The organism is Dactylosporangium sp. CS-033363 (genome assembly GCF_050942475.1).
Lineage (GTDB): Bacteria > Actinomycetota > Actinomycetes > Mycobacteriales > Micromonosporaceae > Dactylosporangium.
In genome coordinates, this window is record NZ_CP192032.1 from 3981931 (window position 1) to 4001704 (window position 19774).

A 19774-nucleotide genomic window follows, 5' to 3' on the forward strand; every position below is an offset into this window, starting at 1 on the left:
GTCTCATCGGGCTCCTCCCGGGAACGCGACGGCGGCGGCCTCGATCGCCTCGACGATCCGGAGAACGGACAGGCCGTCGGCGAACGTCGCGGGCGTCGGGACCTCGGTCAGGTGCGGGTTGTCGAGGCGGCGGTACAGCCACTGCGCGAGACCCGTGTAGGCGGCGATCTCCTGCGCCGTCCAGGGCCGCGCGTCGGCGGCGTCCGTGGGCGGCGGCGGGGGCGGCTCCGGGGTCAGCCGCCGGGTGCCGCCGGCGGTGGCGAGCAAGGCGTGGCCGTCCACGATGGACACCGTGCCCTCCGTGCCCGCGATCCGGGTCACCTCCGTCGGTTCGCCCCACGTCGCCGCCGACTCCTGCAGCACGGCGGTGGCGCCGCCCGCGGTGCGCAGCAGCACGGCGTAGCCGTCGTCGGCGTCGCCGGCCTGGCGCGGGACCGACTGGCCCAGGACGGCCGACACCTCCGCGATCGGGCCGAGCCACAGCTGGAGCTGGTCGATCAGGTGGGTGCCGTTGGCGCGCAGCCAGCCGCCGCCGCGGGACCGGTCGAACCACCAGGCCGGGGTGGGTGCGTCGGCGGCGGCCAGGATCGGGTACGAGCGGATGATCGTGGCAGTGTGCGGCCGCCCGATCAGGCCGGTGGCGATCGCGGCTCGGACCGCCTCGACCGCCGGGTCCCAGCGGAACTCGGTGCCGACCAGGGCCACCAGCCCGGCCGCGGCCGCCGCGTCGGTCACCGCCTCCGCCTGCGGGACGGTGAGCGCCAGGGGCTTCTCGCAGATCACGTGCCGGCCGGCCGCGATGGCGAGGGCGGCGAGCTCGGCGTGGGTGTCGGGCGGGGTGGCGATGGTGACGACGTCGGCGGCGGTGGCGTTGAGGGCGGCCACGAGCGAGTCGAACCCGGCGGGGATGCCGAGCCGGTCGGCGCGCCGGGCCGTGCGGTCGGCGTCGCGGCCCACGAGCGCGGCCACCTCGAACCCGGCCGCGCGCAGGGCGGGCACGTGGACGCGCAGGCCGAAGCCGGTACCGCAGACGATGGCTCTTCTGCCCATGTCAGCCGCCGATTCCCAGCACTCGCAGGGCGTTGGTGCGCAGGAACTTCTCCCAGACGTCGTCGTGCAGCGGGAGGTCGTCGAGCTCGGTGAAGATGCGCTCCAGGGACAGGCCCATCGGGAAGTACCCGGCGTAGAGCACCTTGTCGGCGCCGCGGGTGTTCGCGAAGTCGACGATCTCCCTGGGGTAGTAGCGGGGGGCGAAGGCGCTCGTCGAGTAGTACAAATTGGGCCACTTGAGCAGCAGCTTGACGGCCAGGTCGACCCAGGGCTCGCAGCCGTGCCGGGTGACGAAGCGCAGTTCCGGGAAGAACCAGCAGACCTCGTCGATGAGCGCCACGTCCTGCGCCGCGAACGGCACCCGCGGCCCGGGCACCCCGGCGCAGACGAAGATCGGGATGTCGAGGTCGATGCAGGCCGCGTACAGCGGGTAGAACCGCTTGTCGTTGATCGGCACCGGCGGGTTGCAGCCGCTGGGCATGGCGCTGGCGGCCACCACACCCAGCTCCTCGACCGCCCGCCGCAGCGCGCGGACGCCCTCCATCCCGGCGTTGGGGTCGACCGGGAACGCGCCGAGGAAGCGCTCCGGGTGGTCGCGCAGCGCCGCCACCGACAGCTCGTCGTCGAAGCTCACGGTGATCATGCCCCGCTCGACGCCCCACCGGTCCATCTCCAGCAGCACGGCCTTCGCCCCGTCGGCGCTGAACCGCTCGCCGGGGAGGCTCTTGTACATGTACTCGGCCGGGAAGCGGTACGTCTCGCGGCTTTCCCGGTCGCGCAGCTGGCTGCCGAGGAAGCGCCGCCAGCTGTCGTCCCCGGGCCCCTTCGGGATGCCCATCATGAGATCGACGACGCCGATGTCGGTCGGTCGGGGCATCGCTCACCACCCCCGGAAGACGGGATCGCGCTTCTCGGCGAAGCTGCGCAGCCCCTCGGCGCTGTCCTCGGTCCACACGTTCATGGCCACGGCCATCTCCTCCCGGTCGAACGCCGCGACCCGGTCCGAGTCCAGCGACTGGTTCAGCAGGCGTTTGGCCAGCCCGAGGGCGACCGTCGGGCCGGCCGCGAGCCGCGCGGCGAGCTGTTGTGCGGCGGCGTCGAGCTCGTCGGGTTCGACGACCTGGTGCACGATCCCGAGCCGCTCGGCCTCGGCGACGGACAGGTCCCCGCCGAGCAGCAGCAGCCGCTTGGCCGTGTGCAGCCCGAGCACCCGGGGGAGCAGGTACGCGGCCCCGGCGTCCGGCACGATCCCGCGCGTCACGAACAGCTCGGCGAAGCGCGCCTTGCTGGACGCCACGATGAAGTCGGCGGCGAGGGCGAGCTGGGCGCCCATGCCGGCCGCGACCCCATTGACGGCGGCGATGACCGGCTTGGGACAGTCGAGCACCGCGGCGATCAGGGCCTGGGCACTGCGCACGCCGGGTCCGGTGCCGCCGACGACCTTCGCTTTCGGTTTTCCGGTACCGCTCAGGTCTCCGCCGGCACAGAAGGCCCGGCCGACGGCGGTGAGGACGACCGCCCGGACCTCCACGGTCGCCCCGGCCTCGGCCAGCAGGGCGATGACCCGTTCGCGCTGCGGCGGGCCGAGTGCGTTGAGCCTCTCGGGGCGGTTGAACACGATCCGGGCCACGCCGTCCTCGACCGTGTGCGTCACTTCGTCCTCGACGGTCACGACCGGCTTCCTGGCTTCGTCTTCGGCGGTCATGAGCGGCTCCGGGGTAGGCCGAGGTGGCGCTCGGCGATGATGCCGCGCTGGATCTCGCTGGTGCCGGCGTAGATGGTGGTCACGACCGAGTGCCGGAACTCGTGCTCGATCCAGCCGTCGGCGGGCGCCCCGGTGCCGTGCCCGGCGAGCAGCCCGTCGGCGCCGAGCACGTCCGCGAACTCGGCGGCGGCCCGCATGAGCGCCTCGGAGCTGAACAGCTTGGCGAGCGAGCCCTCCGTGTGCGGGAGGACGTCGCGGGCGGTGAGCCAGGTCATCCGGTACCCCATGAGGCGGCTCACTTCGAGATCGGTCGCGGCCCGGGCGAGGGCGGCGCGCACCTCGGGCCGCTCGATGGGCCGCTGCCCGTCGGCGTCGGGGGTGCGGGCCCACTCGATGGCCCGGCCGACGAGGTGCAGCAGATGTCCGGCGGCGGCCGGCTGCCGCTCGAAGGCGAGGGCGACCATCATGACGTCCCAGCCGCCGTCGACCTCCCCGACGCGGGCGCTGTCGGGGACGCGGACCTGCTCGTAGAAGGTGGCGTTGGTGCGCTCGCCGCCGAGGGTGGGCACCGGGCGGATCTCGACCCCGTCGGCGTCCAGCGGGACCAGGAACATGGTCAGGCCGCGGTGCTTGGGCACGTCGGGGTTGGTGCGGGCGAGGAGGAAGACGTGGCTCGCCTCGTGGGCCATGGTGGTGAACATCTTCTGCCCGTCGATGACCCAGCCGTCGCCGTCCTGCACTGCCTTGGTGCGCGCGGCGGCGACGTCGGAGCCGGAGTCGGGCTCGGAGTAGCCGAGGCTCATAAGGGCGGCGCCGCTGAGGATGGCCGGGATGACTTCGGCGCGCTGCTGTGCGGTACCGACGATCTGCAGGGTCTTGGCGACGAGCTCGGAGATGAGCCAGCCCTCGATCGGAATGCCGGCCCGGGCGAACTCCTCGTTCAGCGTGGCCATCTCGAACGGGTCGCGCCCTTGCCCACCCTGCTCGACGGGCCAGGCGGCGGCGAGCCAGCCCCGCTCGGTCATGGCGCGGTGCACGTCCCAGCTGTGCAACGTCCCGGAGTCGTGCACGGCGGCGTCGGTGGTGGGCGGGAGGTCGGCGAGGAATTCGCGTACCTCGGCGCGGAACTCCTGCTGCGCGGGGGAAAGCTCGAAGTCCATCTAGGCCGCCCGCCCCTCGTGGTGTTCGCCCGGTTTCCGTTCCGCGGCTTCGGCGGCGCCCGGGTTTAGTTCCCCGGCTCCGGCGGTGGCCGGGTTTCGTTCCGCGGTGCCAGTGGCAGCCGGGTCTTGTTCCACGTCTTCGGCGGTGGCGGGGTTTTGTTGCGCGGCTTGGACGGCGCCCGGGTTTCGTTCCGCGCCCGGGTTTCGTTCCGCGGCCGGGTTTCGTTCCGCGGCCGGGATGAAGCTCGCGGTGCCGGTGGTAGCGCCCTCGTCGTGGTCGGCCAGGGCGAGGTCGGCGGCGGCGTCGACCGCGGCCCGTTCGCCGCCGGTGAGCAGGTCGAGGGCCTTGGCGCGGCGGAAGTACAGCTGGACGTCGTACTCGAGGGTGTAGCCGTAGCCGCCGTGGGCGTGCAGGGCGCGGTCGGTGGCCTGCCGCGCGGCGCGCCCGGCGAACGCGGCGGCCATCGCGGCCAGCCCGTGCCGGCGCGGGCTGCCGGTGTCGATCGCCCGGGCCGCCTCGAGGACCAGGAGCTCGGCCCCGTCGACGAGGGTCGCGGCGTCGGCGAGCTGGTGGGCGAGGGCCTGGAACGTGCCGATGGGGCGGCCGAACTGATGGCGGCTCTTCGCGTACTCGACGCCGAGGCGCAGCCCCTCCGCCCCGATCCCGGCCAGCGCGGCGGCGGTCAGCACCCGCCAGTCGGCCACGGCCTCGGCGAACTGCCGGCGCGCCTCGGGCCCGACGGCGAGCACGGCCGCCCCGGTCAGGTCCACGTGGCCGAGCGCGAGGCCGGAGAGGGTCTGCTTCGGCGCATCGACCGCGGCGCCGGTCCGGGAGGCGACGATCCCGGTGCCGTCCCAGGCGAGCACGCGATCGGCGACCGCACCCCACGGCACCGTCCGGGCGACCCCACCGGCGGCCGACGCGGTGTTGGCGATCCCGGCGGCGGTCGGCGTTGCGTGGGCGGTCCTGGCGGTGGCCGTGCGGGCGGTCTCGGCGGTCTCGGTGGTGGCCGGTGTCGTGCGGGCGATCCCGGCTGCGGCAGGGCGGGGCGCGAACGTGATCAGCCCGCCGGTGTCGCCGAGCTCGGCGCGGTCAAGGCGGTCGAGCAGGCGGGTCGCGACCACGGACTCGATCAGCGGGGCCGAGGCGAGCGCGACCCCGGCGGCCCGGGCGGCGATGGCGAGCTCGACCAGTCCGGCCGGGTTCGCCTCGCGGGCGCTCGCCAGCTGGGGGAAGCCGAAGTCGCCGAGTACGGTCCACAGCGCCGCGTCGAAGCCGAGCGGCTCGGCGGCCCGGACCCGGCTCGGCGTGGAGTGCTCGGCGAGCAGCGCGGTGAGGGCCGCCCGCAGGTCGAGCTGGTCGGTGGTGAGCGAGAAGTCCATCATCGCAGCCGCCAGCGGGGCCGGTTGCCGGCGCGGAACGTCTGCTGCCCGGCGGCGATCTCGGCCGGGTCGGTGCCGGCGGCGACCAGCGCGTGCGCCACGTCCAGCGCGGGGCCGGCACCCAGGTCCGAGCCGAGCCAGATGGTGCGCAGGGTGGCCTGCACGGCGAGCGGCGGCAGGGCGGCGATCGTCGCGGCCACCGTGGTAGCGGCCGTGCGCAGGTCGGCGGCGGGCACGACCTCGGAGGCCAGGCCGATCTCCAGCGCGCGCTGGGCGGACATCCGCTCCGCGGAGCCGAGCAGGGCCAGGCGCAGCACCTCGCCGAGCGGCATCCGGCGCAGGAGATGCAGCGGCTCGAAGACGGCCGGCATGCCGAACGTGGTGTGCGGGTCGAAGAACGTGGCGGAGTCGGCGGCGATGATGATGTCGGCCTCGCCGAGCAGGTAGAACGCCCCGCCACAGGCGATGCCGTTGACCGCGGCGACGACCGGCTTCCACAGGCCGCACGACTTGGGGCCGAGAAAGTCGCCCACGTCCGCGCGCAGGAACGGGCTGGCCGCCTTCAGCAGCGCGCCCGCATCCCGATCAGCGCCGTTGTCAACGCCGTGGGCCACGCGGTTGTCAGCGCCGTTGTCAACGCCGCGGTCAGCGCCGTGGGCCCCGCGGTTGTCGGCAAGGTTGTCAGCGGCATGGTCAGCACCGTGGTCAACGCTGCGGGCAACGCCGTTGTCAACGGCGTGGTCAGCGCCGTGGGCCGCCCGGATGTCAGCACTGTGGTCAACGCTGCGGGCAACGCCGTTGTCAGCGGCGTGGTCAGCGGCGTGGTCAGCGCGGGTGGCGGTCGGGGCGGGTTTGTCGAGGCCCGAGCGGTCGTAGCCGGTGCAGAAGGCCTTCTCGCCGGCGCCGGTCAGGACGACGCAGCGGACCGCGTCGTCGAGGCGTAGCCGAGCCCAGACGGCGGCGAGCTCCCGCAGCATCGTGTCGTTGAAGGAGTTCAGCACCTCGGGGCGGTTCAGCTCGACCCACGCGACCCCGGCGTCGACCGTGACCCGGAGCGTCGCGAGCTCCGTGTCTTCGTTCGCGGCTGGTGTGTTGTGCATCACAGCGCGAAGGTTATAAGGTTATACCCTTAGCGTCAAGGGAGGGGGTCGAGTTGCGGGAGTTCACTGATGAGGCGCTGCGGGAGCTGTCCATGTCGCCGCGCGCCCGCCTGGTCCGCCGGCTCGGCGGGTCCGAAGTGGCGGCCCTGCGCGAGGAGTTGGCGGCGCTCGAACGGGAGCACCGCGGGCAGCGCGAGCGGTACCTCGATTGGGTTTCGACGATCCTCGCCACCGCGGCCGAGCGCCACGGGCCTGCTGGCCTGCGGATTCTGACCAATCGGACGCTTGTTTACTTCGCCGCCTACCCGGACGTCGAACCCGTGCGGGCCGAGGCGCCGGCTCCCATGGCCGACGAGATCGCCGCGGCGGCCGGGTGGGACGACCCCGGCGGCGCGCTGGAGATCTTCGACCGGCGGGAGGGCGAGTGGCGACAGGCCATCGACGTGCTGCGGGACTGGCTGTCCACCTTGTTGTCCGAGGTGTACTCCACCTGGGGCCCCGACGAGCTCGAGGCCTTCCACCGCCGGCGCGGCGAGGACGCGCTGCGCGGCCTGATGGCCGACATCGACCGGCCCGCGGGCGAGCGGCTGGTGAACCTGGTCCGCCTGCTGCAGGGGCACTTCACCGACCTCGCGGTGAGCGAGGACGACGAGAAGTACACGATCGTCCAGGACCCCTGCGGCACCTGCTCCCGGCAGGTCCTCGACGGCCGGTTCGGGGCCGGGCTCGGCCTCGCCGTCGTCGCCGACGAGCACCCGGTCGCCTGGGGCGGCCGCCCCACCACGATCTACCGCACCCACGTCCCGATCTGGCACGTGGAGATGGCCCGCGAACGGCTCGGCGCGCCCTGGCCGGTCAACCGCTGCCCGTCCGGCCTGGACGGCGGCGCCTGCACGATCCTGCTGTACAAGGACCCGCGCAACCCGGCCGCAGCAGCCCGGGTGCCCGCTCCAGAACCCCGCGACGAAGGGCCACACACCCCATGACCGACGTGGTGAACGCGAAGGCGTACCGGCTCGCGGACCGGTACGACGCCGACGACGGTACCGTCGTCCTCACCGGCACCCAGGCGATCACGCGCATCCTGCTCGACCGGCACCGCCTCGACCGCGCGGCCGGCCTGCGCACCGGCGGCCTCGCGAGTGGCTATCCCGGATCGCCGCTCGGCGGGCTGGACCTGACCCTGCACCGGGCCGCCGAAACCCTGGCCGCCGAGGACATCCGGCACGTCCCCGGCGTCAACGAGGAGCTCGCCGCGGCCGTCGTGTTCGGCACCCAGCAGCCCTCGCCCGGCGGATTTCGCGACGGTCTTCAAGGCGTTTTCGGCCTCTGGTACGGCAAATCGCCCGGCGTCGACCGCTGCGGCGACGCGTTCAAGCACGCCAACCAGTTCGGCACCAGCCCGTTCGGCGGCGTCGTGGCGGTGGCGGGCGACGACCCGGCGGCGAAGTCCTCGTCGCTGCCGAACCAGAGCGAGACCGCGTTCTACGACGCGCTGATCCCGGTGCTGGTGCCCGGCTCCACCCAGGAGCTGCTGGACTTCGGCGTGCAAGGACTTGAGCTTTCACGGTACTGCGGCTGCTGGGTCGGTCTGAAAGTCGTCACCAATGTCGCGGACTCGGTCGGGTCGGTGAACCTGGACCCGGATCGGCTCTCGCTGCACCATCCCAAGCTGGAGATCGACGGCGAGCCGTGGCAGCACCGGCAGCGGATCGAGCTCGTGCCCACGATCCTCGTCGACCGGGAGCGGGACCTGCTGGAGCGCCGGCACCTCGCGGCCGTCGCGTTCGCCGCGGCCAACGGGCTCAACCGGATCGAGGGGGCGGCGACCGGCGCGCGGATCGGGATCGTGGCGGCCGGCAAGACGTACTACGACGTGCGGCAGGTGCTCACCGACGCCGGCCTGGACGACGCGGCCCTGCGCGAGCGCGGCATCCGGCTGCTGAAGCTCGGCATGATCTACCCGCTCGATCCGTCCATTGTGGAGCGCTTCGCGGACGGCCTCGAGCACATCGTGGTGGTCGAGGAGAAGCGCGACTTCATCGAGTCGGCGCTGCGCGGCGCGCTGTACTCCACCCCGCACCGCCCGTCCATTGTGGGCAAACGCGACCGGGACGGCCGGCTGCTCGTGCCGGCCCACGGCGAGCTCGGCGTCGACCGGCTCAAGCCCATCCTGCGCCGGGAGCTCGGTCTGCCGGCGCCCGCGCAGCCGAAGAGCCGCGGCCCGATCGCCCTGCCGCTGCTGAACCGCACGTCGGCGTACTGCAGCGGCTGCCCTCACAACCGCTCGACCGTCCTGCCCACCGGGGCGGTCGTCGGCGGCGGCGTCGGCTGCCACGGCATGTCGTACTTCGACCCGCGGCTCGCCTCCAACGAGAAGCTGCCGGTGGTGCCGATGGGCTCGGAGGGCGTGCCGTGGATCGGGATGGCCCCGTTCGCCAGCACCGGCCACATCTTCCAGCACCTCGGCGACGGCACGTTCACGCACTCGGGGCTCCTCGCGGTGCGCGCCTGTGTCGCGTCCGGGGTGAACATCACCTTCAAGATCCTGTTCAACGGGTACGTCGCGATGACCGGCGGGCAGGAGATCGCCGGCGGGCTGACGGTGCCGGCGCTGACCCGCGAGCTGCACGCGGAGGGCGTGCGGCGGGTCGTGGTGTGCGCCGAGGACCCCGGCCGGTACCGCGGCGTGCGCGACCTCGCCCCCGGCGTGACGGTGCGGCACCGGGACGACGTGCTGGCCGTACAGGAGGAGCTGGCCGGGATCGAGGGCGTCACGGTGCTCGTCTACGACCAGGTGTGCGCGGCCGAGGCCCGTCGCCTGCGCCGGACCGGCAAGCTGCCCAAGCCCGAGCGGCGGGTGGTCATCAACGAGCGGGTCTGCGAGGGCTGCGGCGACTGCGGCGTGCAGAGCAACTGCCTGTCGGTACAGCCGGTCGACACCGAATTGGGCCGCAAGACCCGAATCCACCAGACGTCGTGCAACTCGGACTTCAGCTGCCTCGACGGCGACTGCCCGTCGTTCGTGACGGTGCCCGCCGGCGTTGCCAAGAGGGGTCCGCGCCGTGCGGCCGGCGCCGCTCCGGCGGAGCCGAACCACAAGGCGTCCGTCGGTGACGGTACCTACGGCATCTATCTCGTCGGCATCGGCGGCACCGGGGTCGTGACGGTGAACCAGCTCCTCGCGACCGCGGCGCTGCTCGACGGGCTGCACACGGCCGGGCTGGACCAGACCGGCATGAGCCAGAAGGCCGGCGCGGTCGTGTCGCACCTGCAGATCGGGGCCGCGCCCGTCGACGCCCGCACGGCCGCGGTCTCCGACGGGCAGGCCGACCTGTACCTGGTCTTCGACGCGCTGAGCGGGGCGGCGCCGCAGCACCTGGCCCGCACCGACGCGGCGCGGACCGTCGCGATCGTGGCGTCGTCGCTCACCCCGACGTCGGCGGTGGTGACCAACACGGCGACCAGCCTGCCGCCCGCGGACGAGCTGCTGGAGCGGATTCGGGGCGCTGTCGGCCGTACCACGGCCGTAGATGCGGCCGGGATCAGCCTGGCGCTGCTCGGGAACGAGACGACCGCGAACGTGCTGCTGCTCGGGGTGGCGTACCAGGCCGGGGCGGTGCCGCTGGCGGCCGCCTCGATCGAGGAGGCGATCCGGCTCAACGGCGTCGCGGTCGAGGACAACATTGCCGCATTCAGGGCCGGGCGCAACCACGTGCTCGCGCCGGTCACTGTCGCCGCTTCGAAGGCCGCCGACTCGCTGAATCCGTCGCCCCGCGCGCGGGAGGTGGCCGGGCGGTTGCTGGACGCCGCCGGTCTGCCGGCCGCCGTGCACGAGGTCGCGCTGCCGCGCGCCGGTGATCTCGTGGACTACCAGCACGCCCGGCTCGCGGAGCGCTATGTGGACGCCGTGCGCCGGGTCGCGGCGGCCGAGGCCGAGCGGTTCGGGACGGACGCGGTGTCCGTGGAGTTCGCCCGGTACCTGTACAAGCTGATGGCGTACAAGGACGAGTACGAGGTCGCGCGGTTGCACCTGCTGGCTGGATATGGGGCCGGCGTCAAGTACCACATCCATCCGCCCTTCCTGCGGGCGCTCGGACTGCGCCACAAACTGGCGCTGGGCGGGTGGATTCGCCCGGCGTTCGCGGTGCTGCGCGCGATGCGTCCGGTGCGCGGAACGGCCATCGACCCGTTCGGTTTCGCGTCGGTACGGCGAGTCGAGCGCGCACTTCCCGCCGAGTACACGAGCGCGGTGCTCGCCGCGCTGCGCGATTCGGACGCCGAACGGTGCGCGACCGTGGCGCAGGCGCCGGATCTCGTCCGCGGATATGAGAGCATCAAGCTCGCGAATGTGGCCGCGTTCCGGGCGGTACTGGCCAAGTGAGCAAGGGGGAGTCGATGGCGGAGCGCGCGAGGGGCCCGCTGCTGCCGCGCCGCCGCGTGGGTGAACGGCTGGCCGACGAGCTGCGCGACCAGATCCTGCGCGGTGAGCTCACGAACGAGCATGGGCTGCTCAAACAGGACGAGCTGTTCGAACAGTTCAAAGTGAGCATGCCGTCGGTCCGCGAGGCCATGCGCACCCTGGAGACCGAGGGCCTGATCACCATCCGCCGCGGCAACCGGGGCGGCGCCGAGGTGCACCCGCCGCAGATCGAGCGGGCCGGCTACGTCTTCGGGCTCGTGCTGCAGTCGCGCACCGTCAGCGTGCGCGATCTCGGCCTGGCCGTGCGGCGGCTCGACCCGATGTGCGCGGAGATGTGCGCGACCCGCCCTGACCGTATGGACACCGTGGTACCGGCGCTGCGCGAGATCCACGCCCGCACCGAGGCCTCGCTGGGCGACTTCGCCAAGTTCGTGGCCTGCATGAAGGAGTTCCACGAGGCGCTGGTGCGCAACTGCGGCAACCAGACGTTCGAGTTGCTCTTCGGGATGCTCGAGGGCCTGTGGTACGCCCACGAGGAGGAATGGGCCGCCCGCACCGCGATGGAGGGCGAGCTGCCCGGCACCGAGGCGACGCGGCGCAGCATCGAGAGCCACGCCGAGCTGATCCGCGCCATCGAGGAGGGCGACGGCCCGGGGGCGGCGATCCTGGCCCGGCGCCACCAGGAGGACACCCAGCCGCAGGCGAACCTCGGCGTCGACCCCGCCCTGGTGGTCAACGCGCAGCTCATCCGGCCGCCGGACTACTGAGTTTCGCCCGTACCGCATCGGCCTCGGGGCGGCCCAGTTCGGTCAGGATGGTCAGCGACCGCTCCCACAGCGCGCGGGCCCCGTCCGGGTCCGTGCGGGTGTCGCCGAGCCCGTCGAGGGCGAGCGCCTCGGCGTACCGGTCGCCGACCCCGCTGGACAGGGCCACGGCCCGCTCGTAGCAGGCGCCGGCCGCCGCGAGGTCGCCCCGCCGCTGGTGGATGCCGCCGAGCGTGTGCTGGGCCGCGCCCTCCTGGGCCGGATCGTCGACCTCGCGGTAGATGGCGGCCGCCTCCTCGCACGCCGCCCGGGCGTGGTCGAGATCGCCGACCTCCATGTGACACCAGGCGAGCGCGTTGAGCTCCTTGGCCACGTCCGCGAGATCGCCGAGCGCCCGGCACAGGTCGAGCGAGCGCTGGGCGTGCCGGGCGGCGTCGGGCAGGCGGCCCTCGCGGTCGGCGAGCTGGCAGAGGTTGTGCTCGGTGCGCGCCTCCCCGTGCCGGTCCCCGAGCGCCTGGAAGCGCTCGAGCGCCTGCGCGAAATGCTCCTGCGCTTCCGGGTACCGCCACTGCCACATCCGCAGCCGCCCGAGCCCGCGGTGCAGGTGCGCGACCGCCTGCCCGTCGCGCAGGCGCTCGGCGGCCCGCAGCCCGGTCTCGTGCGCCGCCTCCCAGTCGTCCCACCGCCCCTGCCGTTCGAGCAGGTCGGTGAGCGCCCACGCGAGCTGCCACGCGTGCATGTCCAGCCCGTGTACCGCGGCGGCGTCGATCGCGGCGAGCAGCGTCGGCAGCTCCTCGGTGAGCCAGCGCTGATCGGCCTTGACGTCGACGGTCACGCCGGGCGCCGGCTCGGGCGGGCCGACCGGCGGCCAGGACGGGTTGATGACCGCGGCCGCGATTACCGCCGTGTTCACGTAATGGTCGAGCACGCGCCGCGTGGCCGCCGGCTCGTCCTGCGCGGCGGCCAGCTCCAGGGCGTAGCCGCGCAGCAGGTCGTGGTGGGTGAAGCGGCCCGGCTCGGGCTCGGTGAGCAGGCTGGCCCGGCAGAGTTCGGCGAGCAGTTCCGTGGCGACCTCCGGCTCGACCCCGGCCAGGCTCGCCGCGGCCGCGGTGCCGAGCACCGGCCCGGGATGCGCGCCGAGGAGCCGGAACATCCTGGCCGTTTCGGGCGGCAGCGCGAGATACGACCAGGAGAGCACCGCGCGCACGTCGGACACCGCGTCGCCGCCGTCGAGCACGTGCCAGCGGCGGGCCGCGTCGCGCAGTTCGCCCGCCAGTTGCGCGAGGGCGACCTGCGGCCGCGCGGCCGCATGTGCGGCCACGACACCCATCGCCAGCGGCAGGTGCGCGCAGCGCGCGACGATCTCGTCGACCGCCTCGGGCTCGGCCGCCGGCCGCGCGCCGCCGAGCCGGTGCCGGAGCAGCTCGCGCGCCTCGTCCGGGGTCATCAGGTCCAGCCCGATGGCGGCCGGCGCGTCGATGTGCGCCCGGCTGGTGACCAGGACGAGCGACGACGCCGCGGCCTCCGGCAGCAACGTGCGCACCTGCTCACGATCGCGCGCATTGTCCAGCACCACCAGCAACCTGCGCTGCTCGATGTTCGTGGCGAACAGCGCCGCGCGTTCGTCTGGCCCGTTCGGCACCTGCAGCCCGAGCCCGTCCAGCAGCACCGCGAGCGCGTCGGCGGGCCGCAGCGCGGTGGCGCCGGGGTCGAAGCCGCGCAGGTTGACGTACAGCTGGCCGTCGGGGAACCGGTGCGCGGCGCGGTGGGCCCAGAACAGGGTCAGCGCGGTCTTGCCGACGCCGGCCGTGCCCTCGATGACCACGACGCCGCCGCCCCCGTCGGCGAGCGCGTCCAGCTGCGCGAGCTCGTCCGTCCGGCCGGCGAACCCGCGCACGGTGGCGGGCAGCTGCGCGGGCCGGCCGGGGCGCATGGCTTCCCACTGCGTGCGCAGCGCGGCCCCCGGGCGCAGCCCGAACTCGCGGTCGAGGGCCTCCTCCAGCCGCCGGTACACCTCCTCGGCCCGTCGCGGCCGGCCGCTTTCGAACAGTGCGCGCATGAGCTGCCCGTGCACCCGCTCATCGAACGGCCGCTCGGCTGCACGTTCGAGCAGTTCACTCGTGAGCGCTTCCCGATCGCTCAGGTCCGCACTGCGCAATCGCGCATCGACCAGGTCGAGCTGGATGTCGAGCCGGACCTGATCGAGCCGCTCGCCCTGCGCGCGCAACCACGCGAGGTCGCGCAGATCGGCCAGCGCCGGCCCGCGCCACAACCCGAGCGCCCGCCGGAAGTGCTCGACGGCCACCTCGGCCCGCTCGGCGGCGCGCCCGGCCCGCACAAGCTCCTCGACCAGCGCGAGATCGGTCTCCGCGTGCAGCAGGTACCCGGGCGGCCGAGCCTCGATGGACGACCGGTCCCGCAGTACGGTCCGCAGGTCGGACACGTGCCGCTGCACCGTGTTCGGCTGCACGGCGGCGTCGTCGTCCTCCCACGCCAGCCCGACGATCCGGTCGACGCCGACCACGGACCCGCGATGGAGCCCGAGCACGGCGAGCACCGCCTTGCGCCGCAGTCCGGGAAGCGCCAGCACCGCACCGTCAACCGTGACGCCGACGGGCCCGAGAAGTCGTACCTGCACTGCACCAGTCCTAGCATCGACTCCCGTTCGAGTCCTACTCGATTCCCAGCAGCCACCCCGAGCCCGCGGCGGGCGGTGCCGCGGGCGCGCACCGGGGCCTGCGCCCGGCCCCCACGTCGAGCGCGCGGCGCGCACCGGGGCCTGCGCTCGGCCCCCACGTCGAGCGCGCGGCGCGCACCGGGGCTGCGCCCGGCCCCCGCCTCGAGCGCGCGGCGGGGGCCGGGTTCTGTGGCCGGGTTCTGTGGGTCAGACGCTGGACGCGAAGGCCACGCTGAAGTCGCTCTTCTCCGGTGCGCCGGCGTTGGTGAAGCACGCGACCGGCACCACGGCGTCGGGGCCGAACTGCAGCCACTTGGCCTGGATCGTGCAGTACGCGGGGCCGTCGCCGATCGCGGTCAGCTGGGCGGTCGTCGCGCTCTGGTGCAGCTGCGGGAACTTCACCGTGTACGTCCCGGAGCCCGACGGGCCCCAGCCGTTCGCGCCCACGCCGAGCGGGTACGACCAGTTGGTCGGGCCGGCGAACGGCGTGGCCAGGTACCCGAAGTACTTCGGCGGTGCGAACGACGCGTAGACCGAGCGCTCCCGGGCGAACGACGCGGTGAAGTCGCTGTTCATCGGTGCGCCGGTGGCCGGGTTGTGACAGGCGACGTACGCGACGACGTCCGCACCCGTGGCGCCCCACTTGAGGATCTTGCAGCGGCGCGGGTTGGCGTTCGGCTGGAGGGCGGTGACCTGCAGGTTGCCCGCCAGGACGCCGGCGGGGTCGCCGACGGCGTTGAAGCGGACGCTGTACACGCCGATGGCGAGCGGCGTGACGGTCACCGCGCCGCCGGCCGAGTCGTACGACTGCGCGATGAGGTTGCTCGTGACCTGGACCGAGGCGTAGCCGCCGACGCCGGGCGGGAGGGTGCCCGAGCTGACCGTCCACAGCACCGTGAACGGGGTGTCGACGGGGAAGCCGCCGGGCTTGAAGCACTGGACGTCGACGATCTCGTCGCTGCCCGAGGCGTACCAGCGGACGGTCTCGCAGAACCGCCCGTCCGACGCGACGGCGGTGACGTGCACGTTGCCGCGCGAGCCGACCGCGATGCCGGGGAAGCGGACCAGGAACCGCCCGGTCGCGACCTTGCCGCCGGTGGCGAGGGGCCCGGGGGCCCAGCTGCCGTACTGGTACGCGCCGGGCAGCGCGGTCCACGGCGGCACCGTGGGGTTGTCGACCAGGGCAAACCCGAACCGGTCGGCGGTGGCGGCCGCGGCCGGTGCTGCGGGGACGAGCAGGAACGCGGCCAGCAGGGCCACGACAACAGCGACGACCTGGCGGGGACGTGGACGCATGGACACTCCAATCGACTATGGTCGATGCGGAGGTTCACTGTCCCGCCTGGAGCTCCTCGATCGCAGTCGCTTTCGTTACAGCTGCGCGCGGCCGGGAGACTACAGCGGCGCGCCGCCGAGGAACCGGATGATCGCCGCGGCGAGTTCCGGCGCGGTGGCCGCCGCTCCGTGGTCTCCGGGCACGGTGGCCCGCACGGCGCCGGGCAGTGCCACGGCCAGCTCGTCCGCGGACGGGGCGCGTTCGTCGTCGGCGCCCATCACCACGAGTGCGGGAATCGTGACGCGTTCGATGTCCGCGAGCGGGGTATCCACGATGGAGTCGAGCACGAGACCGAGCGCGACCGGGTCCTCACCATTCGTGCGCAGCCACCGCTCGGTGCGCTCCTCCGCCGACCCGGGTGCGAACGGCCCGCCGGCGAACACGCGCCGCAACAGGTTCCCGGCCCCGCCGCCGGTGCCGAGCAGCTCGCGCAGCCCCTGCCCGCCGACGACGATCCGCCGCGGGGCGGCGCCGCGGACGGCCATGCGGAAGGCGATCCGGGCGCCGAGGGAGTACCCGCCGAGGTCGTAGTCGTCGAGGCCGAGCTGCTCGACCAGTGCCAGCCCGTCGTCGGTGAGCACGTCGGGCGGGTAGGCGGCGGCGTCGTGCGACCGCGCGCTGCCGCCGTGCCCGCGCAGGTCGGGCATGATCACCCGGTACCCCTGCGCGGCGAGGGCCTGCGCGTGCCCGCTCCTGGTCCACAGCGCGGAGTCGCCGAGCAGGCCGTGCAGCAGGACGAGCGGCCGCCCGGTACCGGCCTCGTGCCAGGCCAGTCGCGCACCGTCACGCCCATTGCCGTGGTGCATCACCGGCCCGACGATAACAATGGTGCGCATGAGCTCCCGGGACCCGCACGGCCCCGGCCGGCTCGTGGCCGTCGCGGGGCTGTTCTCGGCGAAGGACCGCGAGTACCAGCACCGGGTCGACGCCGTGGCCGCGCGAGTCCGCGATCTGGGCGGCGAGGTGGTGGCGCGGATCGTCCAGCGCCGCGGCGTCTCCGACGGCGGCGTGCAGCTCATGGGCGCCCCGCTGTCCCGGCGCTTCCTGCTCGGCCCGGGCAGGCTCGAGGAGCTGGCGACGGCCTGTGCCGCCGAGGGGGTCGACGTCGTGGTGTTCGTCAACGAGCTGGACGCGCACCAGCGGCAGTCGCTCGCCGACCGCCTCGGCCGCCCCGTGCTGAGCGCGGCCGACCTCGAAGGACCCGCCGCCGCGCTGTGAGGCGGCGTGCGGCGCGGCTACAAATAGCGCATCAACCGAACTATCGGGCACACACTGTTTGACCGAGTGGCGTCGGTGGATGAACGGCAAGGTGAAGCGGCGGCTGTTTCGAAAGCGGTCGGCCGTTTCGGCAATTCACGCGGGTCGAACGGGCCAGTGTCGCGCATGCTCCCAAACCCCTAATATCCGTGCTCGTGTGCCCGGGGCCGGGCGCAGTACGGGGGAGTAGTGCAATGGCCACGGATCGAAGTGCGCCCGAAACGGACGAGGGGCCGGCGCCCCGGCCGTTGCCGATCCCGCTCGTCGGGGTCATGGCCGGCCTGATCGTGCTGCTGGCCGTGGTCGCGCGGGCGCAGCTGGTGCACCACCAGACGTACGACTTCCGGGGCTTCCTGCTGCCCTGGTGGACGTTCATCGACCAGCACGGCGGCTATCGCGCGCTGCAGTACAAGTTCTCCGACTACAACGTGCCCTACCTGTACATCATGGTGGCCCTGCACGCCGTGGCGCCGCATCATCCGCTCGCCGCGATCAAGGTGGTATCGGCGGGGTTCGATCTTGTGCTGGCCGCGTTGATGTATCTGCTGATCAAATACCGGCGGCCCGGATATCGGCTGGCGGGGGCCGCCGCGCTGACCGTGCTGCTGCTGCCGACCGTGATCATGAATGGGTCGCTGTGGGCGCAGTGCGACGCGATCTACACGGCGTTTCTGCTCGGCGGGATGTACTCGCTCATCAAGCGGCGGCCGTGGCTGGCGTGCACGCTGTTCGGGGTCGCGTACGCGTTCAAGCAGCAGGCGATGTTCCTCTTCCCGATCCTGCTCGTGCTCGCGCTGCGCCGGGAGCTGCCGTGGCGCGCGCTGGTCGCCGCGCCGGCCGCGTTCCTGCTGCTCGACGTGCCCGCGCTGATCATCGGGCGGCCGATCGGCGAACTGCTGACGATCTACACCAGCCAGGTCGGCGGGTACCAGCAGCTGGCCCTCAACGCCCCCTCGCTCTACGCGCTGTTGCCGGCCGAGCTCGCCGTGGACGAGATCCGCACCGCCGGGATCTGCTTCGCCGGGGCGGTCGTGCTGCTGCTCGTCACCGCGATCGCGGCCAGCCGGCAGCGGCTCACCCCGCAGCGGCTGGTCGTCGCGGCCACGCTGTTCGCGATCGCCGTGCCGTTCCTGCTGCCGGCCATGCACGAGCGGTACTTCTACGCCGGCGACGTCCTGAGCGTGGCGGTCGCGTTCCTGGCGCCGCGGAAGCTGTGGTTCGTGCCGCTGCTGACGCAGTACGCGTCGGCGACGACGTACGCGCCGTTCCTGTTCGGGGCCAAGGCCGCCTCGCCGCAGGTCCCGGCGCTGGTCATGCTCGCCGTCGTGCTGGTGCTGGCCATCCACCTCGCGCGGGAGCTCTACCCGTCGGCACCCGCGGTCGGGCCGGTCGGCACCGCACCCGCCGCCGACGAGCCCGAGGCCGCGCAGGAGCCGGCACCCACGAAGGCCCCCGAACCCGCGGCAGAGCCCGAAGCCACCGAGCAGCGGGTCGAGTACGTCATCGAACTGGCCGGAAAGCCAGTTGAGCAGCACGCGGAAGAGCCGGCAGAGCGGGCCGTCACGCCTGTGTGACGGCCGGGGCGGGGCGGTGCAGGGGGAACCGGGCCCGCACGCGGAAGCCGGGGCCGCCGGTACGGGGACCGGCCTCCAGGGACCCGGCGTGCGCGGCGACCCGTTCCCGCATGCCGATCAGGCCCAGCCCGCCGGCCTTGCGCACCGGCCCGCCGCGCCCGTTGTCGGCCACATCGAGTTCGAGCTCGTCGGCGTGGTACCGGATGCGCACGTCCAGTTTGGTGGCCTCCGCGTGCTTCAGCGCGTTCGTGGCCGCCTCCTGCACGATCCGGTACCCCGCCAGGGACAGCGACTCCGGCAGCTCGACCGCGTCGCCGAACACCCCGAGCGAGGTCTCCAGCCCCGCGTGCCGCACCGAGTCGAGCAGCTCCGGCAGCCGGTGCAGCCCCATCGCGGCGGCGGTCGTCGCCGGTGAGGAGTCCGGCGTCCCACCGGGCGGCTCCATGTCCGCGGGCGAGGCCTGCGCCGGAATCGCGGGCGCGTCCGTGTGCCGGAGCAGGCCCAGCATCCGGTGCAGCTCGTCGACCGCCGTCCGAGCGCTCTGCTCCACCGCGGCCAGGGCCTCCTTGGCCTTCGGCGGGTTGCGGTCGAAGACCCGCCGCGCCGCCGAGGCCTGGACGCCCATCACGGACACGTGGTGGGCCACGACGTCGTGGAGCTCGCGGGCGATGCGGAGGCGCTCGTGCAGCACCGTGCGCGCGGCCTCCTCCTCGTGCGCGGCCACGAGCTCGGCCGACTGCGCCTCGACCTGCTGGCGGCGGCGCTCGGCGGTCCAGGCGAGCTCGCCGAAGTAGTACGCGAAGCCGAAGGCCACGACGTTGACGAGGACGCCGTTGATGAGGGCGGCCAGGATCGGCGAGACCGGGCCGTCGGCCTTGACGAACTCGGCCGCCGAGAGGTGGGGCAGGGCGATCAGGTAGGTGATGCCCAGCCAGACGAACATCGCCACGATGATCCCGGCCCGCAGCCAGCGCGAGCGGCGGTGGTCGCGGCCCCAGGCGCCCAGCGTGTAGATGACCGCGAACAGGGAGCCCGTGGCGAACTGCTGCTCGGGCGCGGAGCGGGTCTGGCCGGCGATGAAGGCGATCGAGACGATCACGGCGACGGCGTCGGGCCAGCGGCGGCGGAAGCACAGCGGCAGCGTGCACAGCAGCGCCCAGACGATCTGCTCGGCGAGGCTGGGCGGGTGGCCGATGAAGGCGCCGGCGCTGCGGGTCAGCGTGAGGTTGCCCAGCGCCACGACGGCGACGGCGAGCCCGATGGCGATGTCGATCCGCAGCCGCCGCGCGTCCGGCATCGGCCGCTGCCAGCTGCCCCCGAGGGTGCTCATACCCGATATGTCCGA

The 19774-nt window shown here is 73.5% G+C and carries 16 protein-coding genes and 1 pseudogene; 6 read left to right on the forward strand and 11 right to left on the reverse strand.

Annotated elements, in window-relative coordinates; all coding sequences use genetic code 11:
* Positions 1-3: 3 nt before the first annotated feature.
* Genes ACQPZ4_RS18500 through ACQPZ4_RS18525 form a run of 6 tightly spaced genes read right to left on the reverse strand, consistent with a single transcriptional unit; the run spans position 4 to position 5912 of the window.
* Positions 4-1050 (reverse strand): Gfo/Idh/MocA family protein, encoded by a 1047-nt coding sequence (locus tag ACQPZ4_RS18500; RefSeq protein WP_433062406.1) that lies wholly within the window; start codon positions 1048-1050, stop codon positions 4-6.
* A gap of 1 nt (position 1051) precedes the next feature.
* Entirely contained in the window at positions 1052-1927 is an 876-nt protein-coding gene (locus tag ACQPZ4_RS18505; RefSeq protein ID WP_433062409.1) for an amidohydrolase family protein, read from the reverse strand.
* 3 nt (positions 1928-1930) lie between these two features.
* Positions 1931-2722 carry an enoyl-CoA hydratase/isomerase family protein gene (locus ACQPZ4_RS18510; protein ID WP_433062412.1) on the reverse strand — a complete coding sequence of 264 codons (792 nt, stop codon included), beginning with the start codon at positions 2720-2722 and terminating at the stop codon, positions 1931-1933.
* A 29-nt stretch (positions 2723-2751) separates the two neighbouring features.
* Complete coding sequence (locus ACQPZ4_RS18515) at positions 2752-3915, reverse strand: acyl-CoA dehydrogenase family protein (RefSeq protein WP_433062415.1); 1164 nt, start codon at positions 3913-3915, stop codon at positions 2752-2754.
* A complete protein-coding gene (locus ACQPZ4_RS18520) occupies positions 3916-5301 on the reverse strand; it encodes an acyl-CoA dehydrogenase family protein (RefSeq protein WP_433062417.1) in 1386 nt (461 codons plus the stop codon).
* Positions 5298-5912: an enoyl-CoA hydratase/isomerase family protein gene (locus tag ACQPZ4_RS18525; protein WP_433066573.1), complete on the reverse strand. Its 615-nt coding sequence runs from the start codon at positions 5910-5912 to the stop codon at positions 5298-5300. Before ACQPZ4_RS18525 ends, ACQPZ4_RS18520 begins: the two co-directional genes overlap by 4 nt.
* Before the next feature lie 75 nt (positions 5913-5987).
* Between ACQPZ4_RS18525 and ACQPZ4_RS18530 the strand changes: the two genes are divergently transcribed.
* Entirely contained in the window at positions 5988-6242 is a 255-nt protein-coding gene (locus ACQPZ4_RS18530; RefSeq protein ID WP_433067167.1) for a hypothetical protein, read from the forward strand.
* On the opposite strand, the pseudogene ACQPZ4_RS18535 reads toward ACQPZ4_RS18530, so the two are convergent.
* A pseudogene (locus tag ACQPZ4_RS18535) lies at positions 6216-6398 on the reverse strand (enoyl-CoA hydratase/isomerase family protein); the annotation flags it as partial. The gene ACQPZ4_RS18530 and the pseudogene ACQPZ4_RS18535 sit on opposite strands and share 27 nt — an antisense overlap.
* Before the next feature lie 53 nt (positions 6399-6451).
* Between ACQPZ4_RS18535 and ACQPZ4_RS18540 the strand changes: the two are divergent.
* From ACQPZ4_RS18540 to ACQPZ4_RS18550, 3 genes are read left to right on the forward strand one after another with little or no spacing between them, the layout of a single operon-like run.
* A complete protein-coding gene (locus ACQPZ4_RS18540; RefSeq protein WP_433062419.1) occupies positions 6452-7384 on the forward strand; it encodes a hypothetical protein in 933 nt (310 codons plus the stop codon).
* Complete coding sequence (locus tag ACQPZ4_RS18545; protein WP_433062420.1) at positions 7381-10782, forward strand: indolepyruvate ferredoxin oxidoreductase family protein; 3402 nt, start codon at positions 7381-7383, stop codon at positions 10780-10782. The genes ACQPZ4_RS18540 and ACQPZ4_RS18545 overlap by 4 nt, the downstream gene beginning before the upstream one ends.
* 14 nt (positions 10783-10796) lie before the next feature.
* Positions 10797-11588, forward strand: coding sequence for a FadR/GntR family transcriptional regulator (locus tag ACQPZ4_RS18550; protein ID WP_433062422.1), 792 nt, complete (start codon positions 10797-10799; stop codon positions 11586-11588).
* On the opposite strand, the gene ACQPZ4_RS18555 is transcribed toward ACQPZ4_RS18550, so the two are convergent.
* The 3 genes from ACQPZ4_RS18555 to ACQPZ4_RS18565 form a co-directional block, all read right to left on the reverse strand.
* Entirely contained in the window at positions 11566-14223 is a 2658-nt protein-coding gene (locus tag ACQPZ4_RS18555) for a BTAD domain-containing putative transcriptional regulator (protein ID WP_433062424.1), read from the reverse strand. The genes ACQPZ4_RS18550 and ACQPZ4_RS18555 overlap by 23 nt on opposite strands.
* A 246-nt stretch (positions 14224-14469) precedes the next feature.
* Positions 14470-15558: a hypothetical protein gene (locus ACQPZ4_RS18560; RefSeq protein ID WP_433062426.1), complete on the reverse strand. Its 1089-nt coding sequence runs from the start codon at positions 15556-15558 to the stop codon at positions 14470-14472.
* Positions 15559-15657: 99 nt separating this feature from the next.
* Entirely contained in the window at positions 15658-16434 is a 777-nt protein-coding gene (locus ACQPZ4_RS18565; RefSeq protein WP_433062428.1) for an alpha/beta fold hydrolase, read from the reverse strand.
* Between ACQPZ4_RS18565 and ACQPZ4_RS18570 the strand changes: the two genes are divergently transcribed.
* Both ACQPZ4_RS18570 and ACQPZ4_RS18575 read left to right on the forward strand, forming a co-directional pair.
* Positions 16433-16816 (forward strand): hypothetical protein, encoded by a 384-nt coding sequence (locus ACQPZ4_RS18570; RefSeq protein ID WP_433062430.1) that lies wholly within the window; start codon positions 16433-16435, stop codon positions 16814-16816. The two genes, ACQPZ4_RS18565 and ACQPZ4_RS18570, sit on opposite strands and share 2 nt — an antisense overlap.
* Positions 16817-17049: 233 nt before the next feature.
* Complete coding sequence (locus tag ACQPZ4_RS18575; RefSeq protein WP_433062433.1) at positions 17050-18429, forward strand: glycosyltransferase 87 family protein; 1380 nt, start codon at positions 17050-17052, stop codon at positions 18427-18429.
* Here the strand turns inward: ACQPZ4_RS18575 and ACQPZ4_RS18580 are convergent.
* On the reverse strand, positions 18416-19759 hold the full coding sequence (locus tag ACQPZ4_RS18580; protein WP_433062435.1) for a sensor histidine kinase: 1344 nt from the start codon (positions 19757-19759) through the stop codon (positions 18416-18418). The genes ACQPZ4_RS18575 and ACQPZ4_RS18580 overlap by 14 nt on opposite strands.
* Positions 19760-19774: the final 15 nt, after the last annotated feature.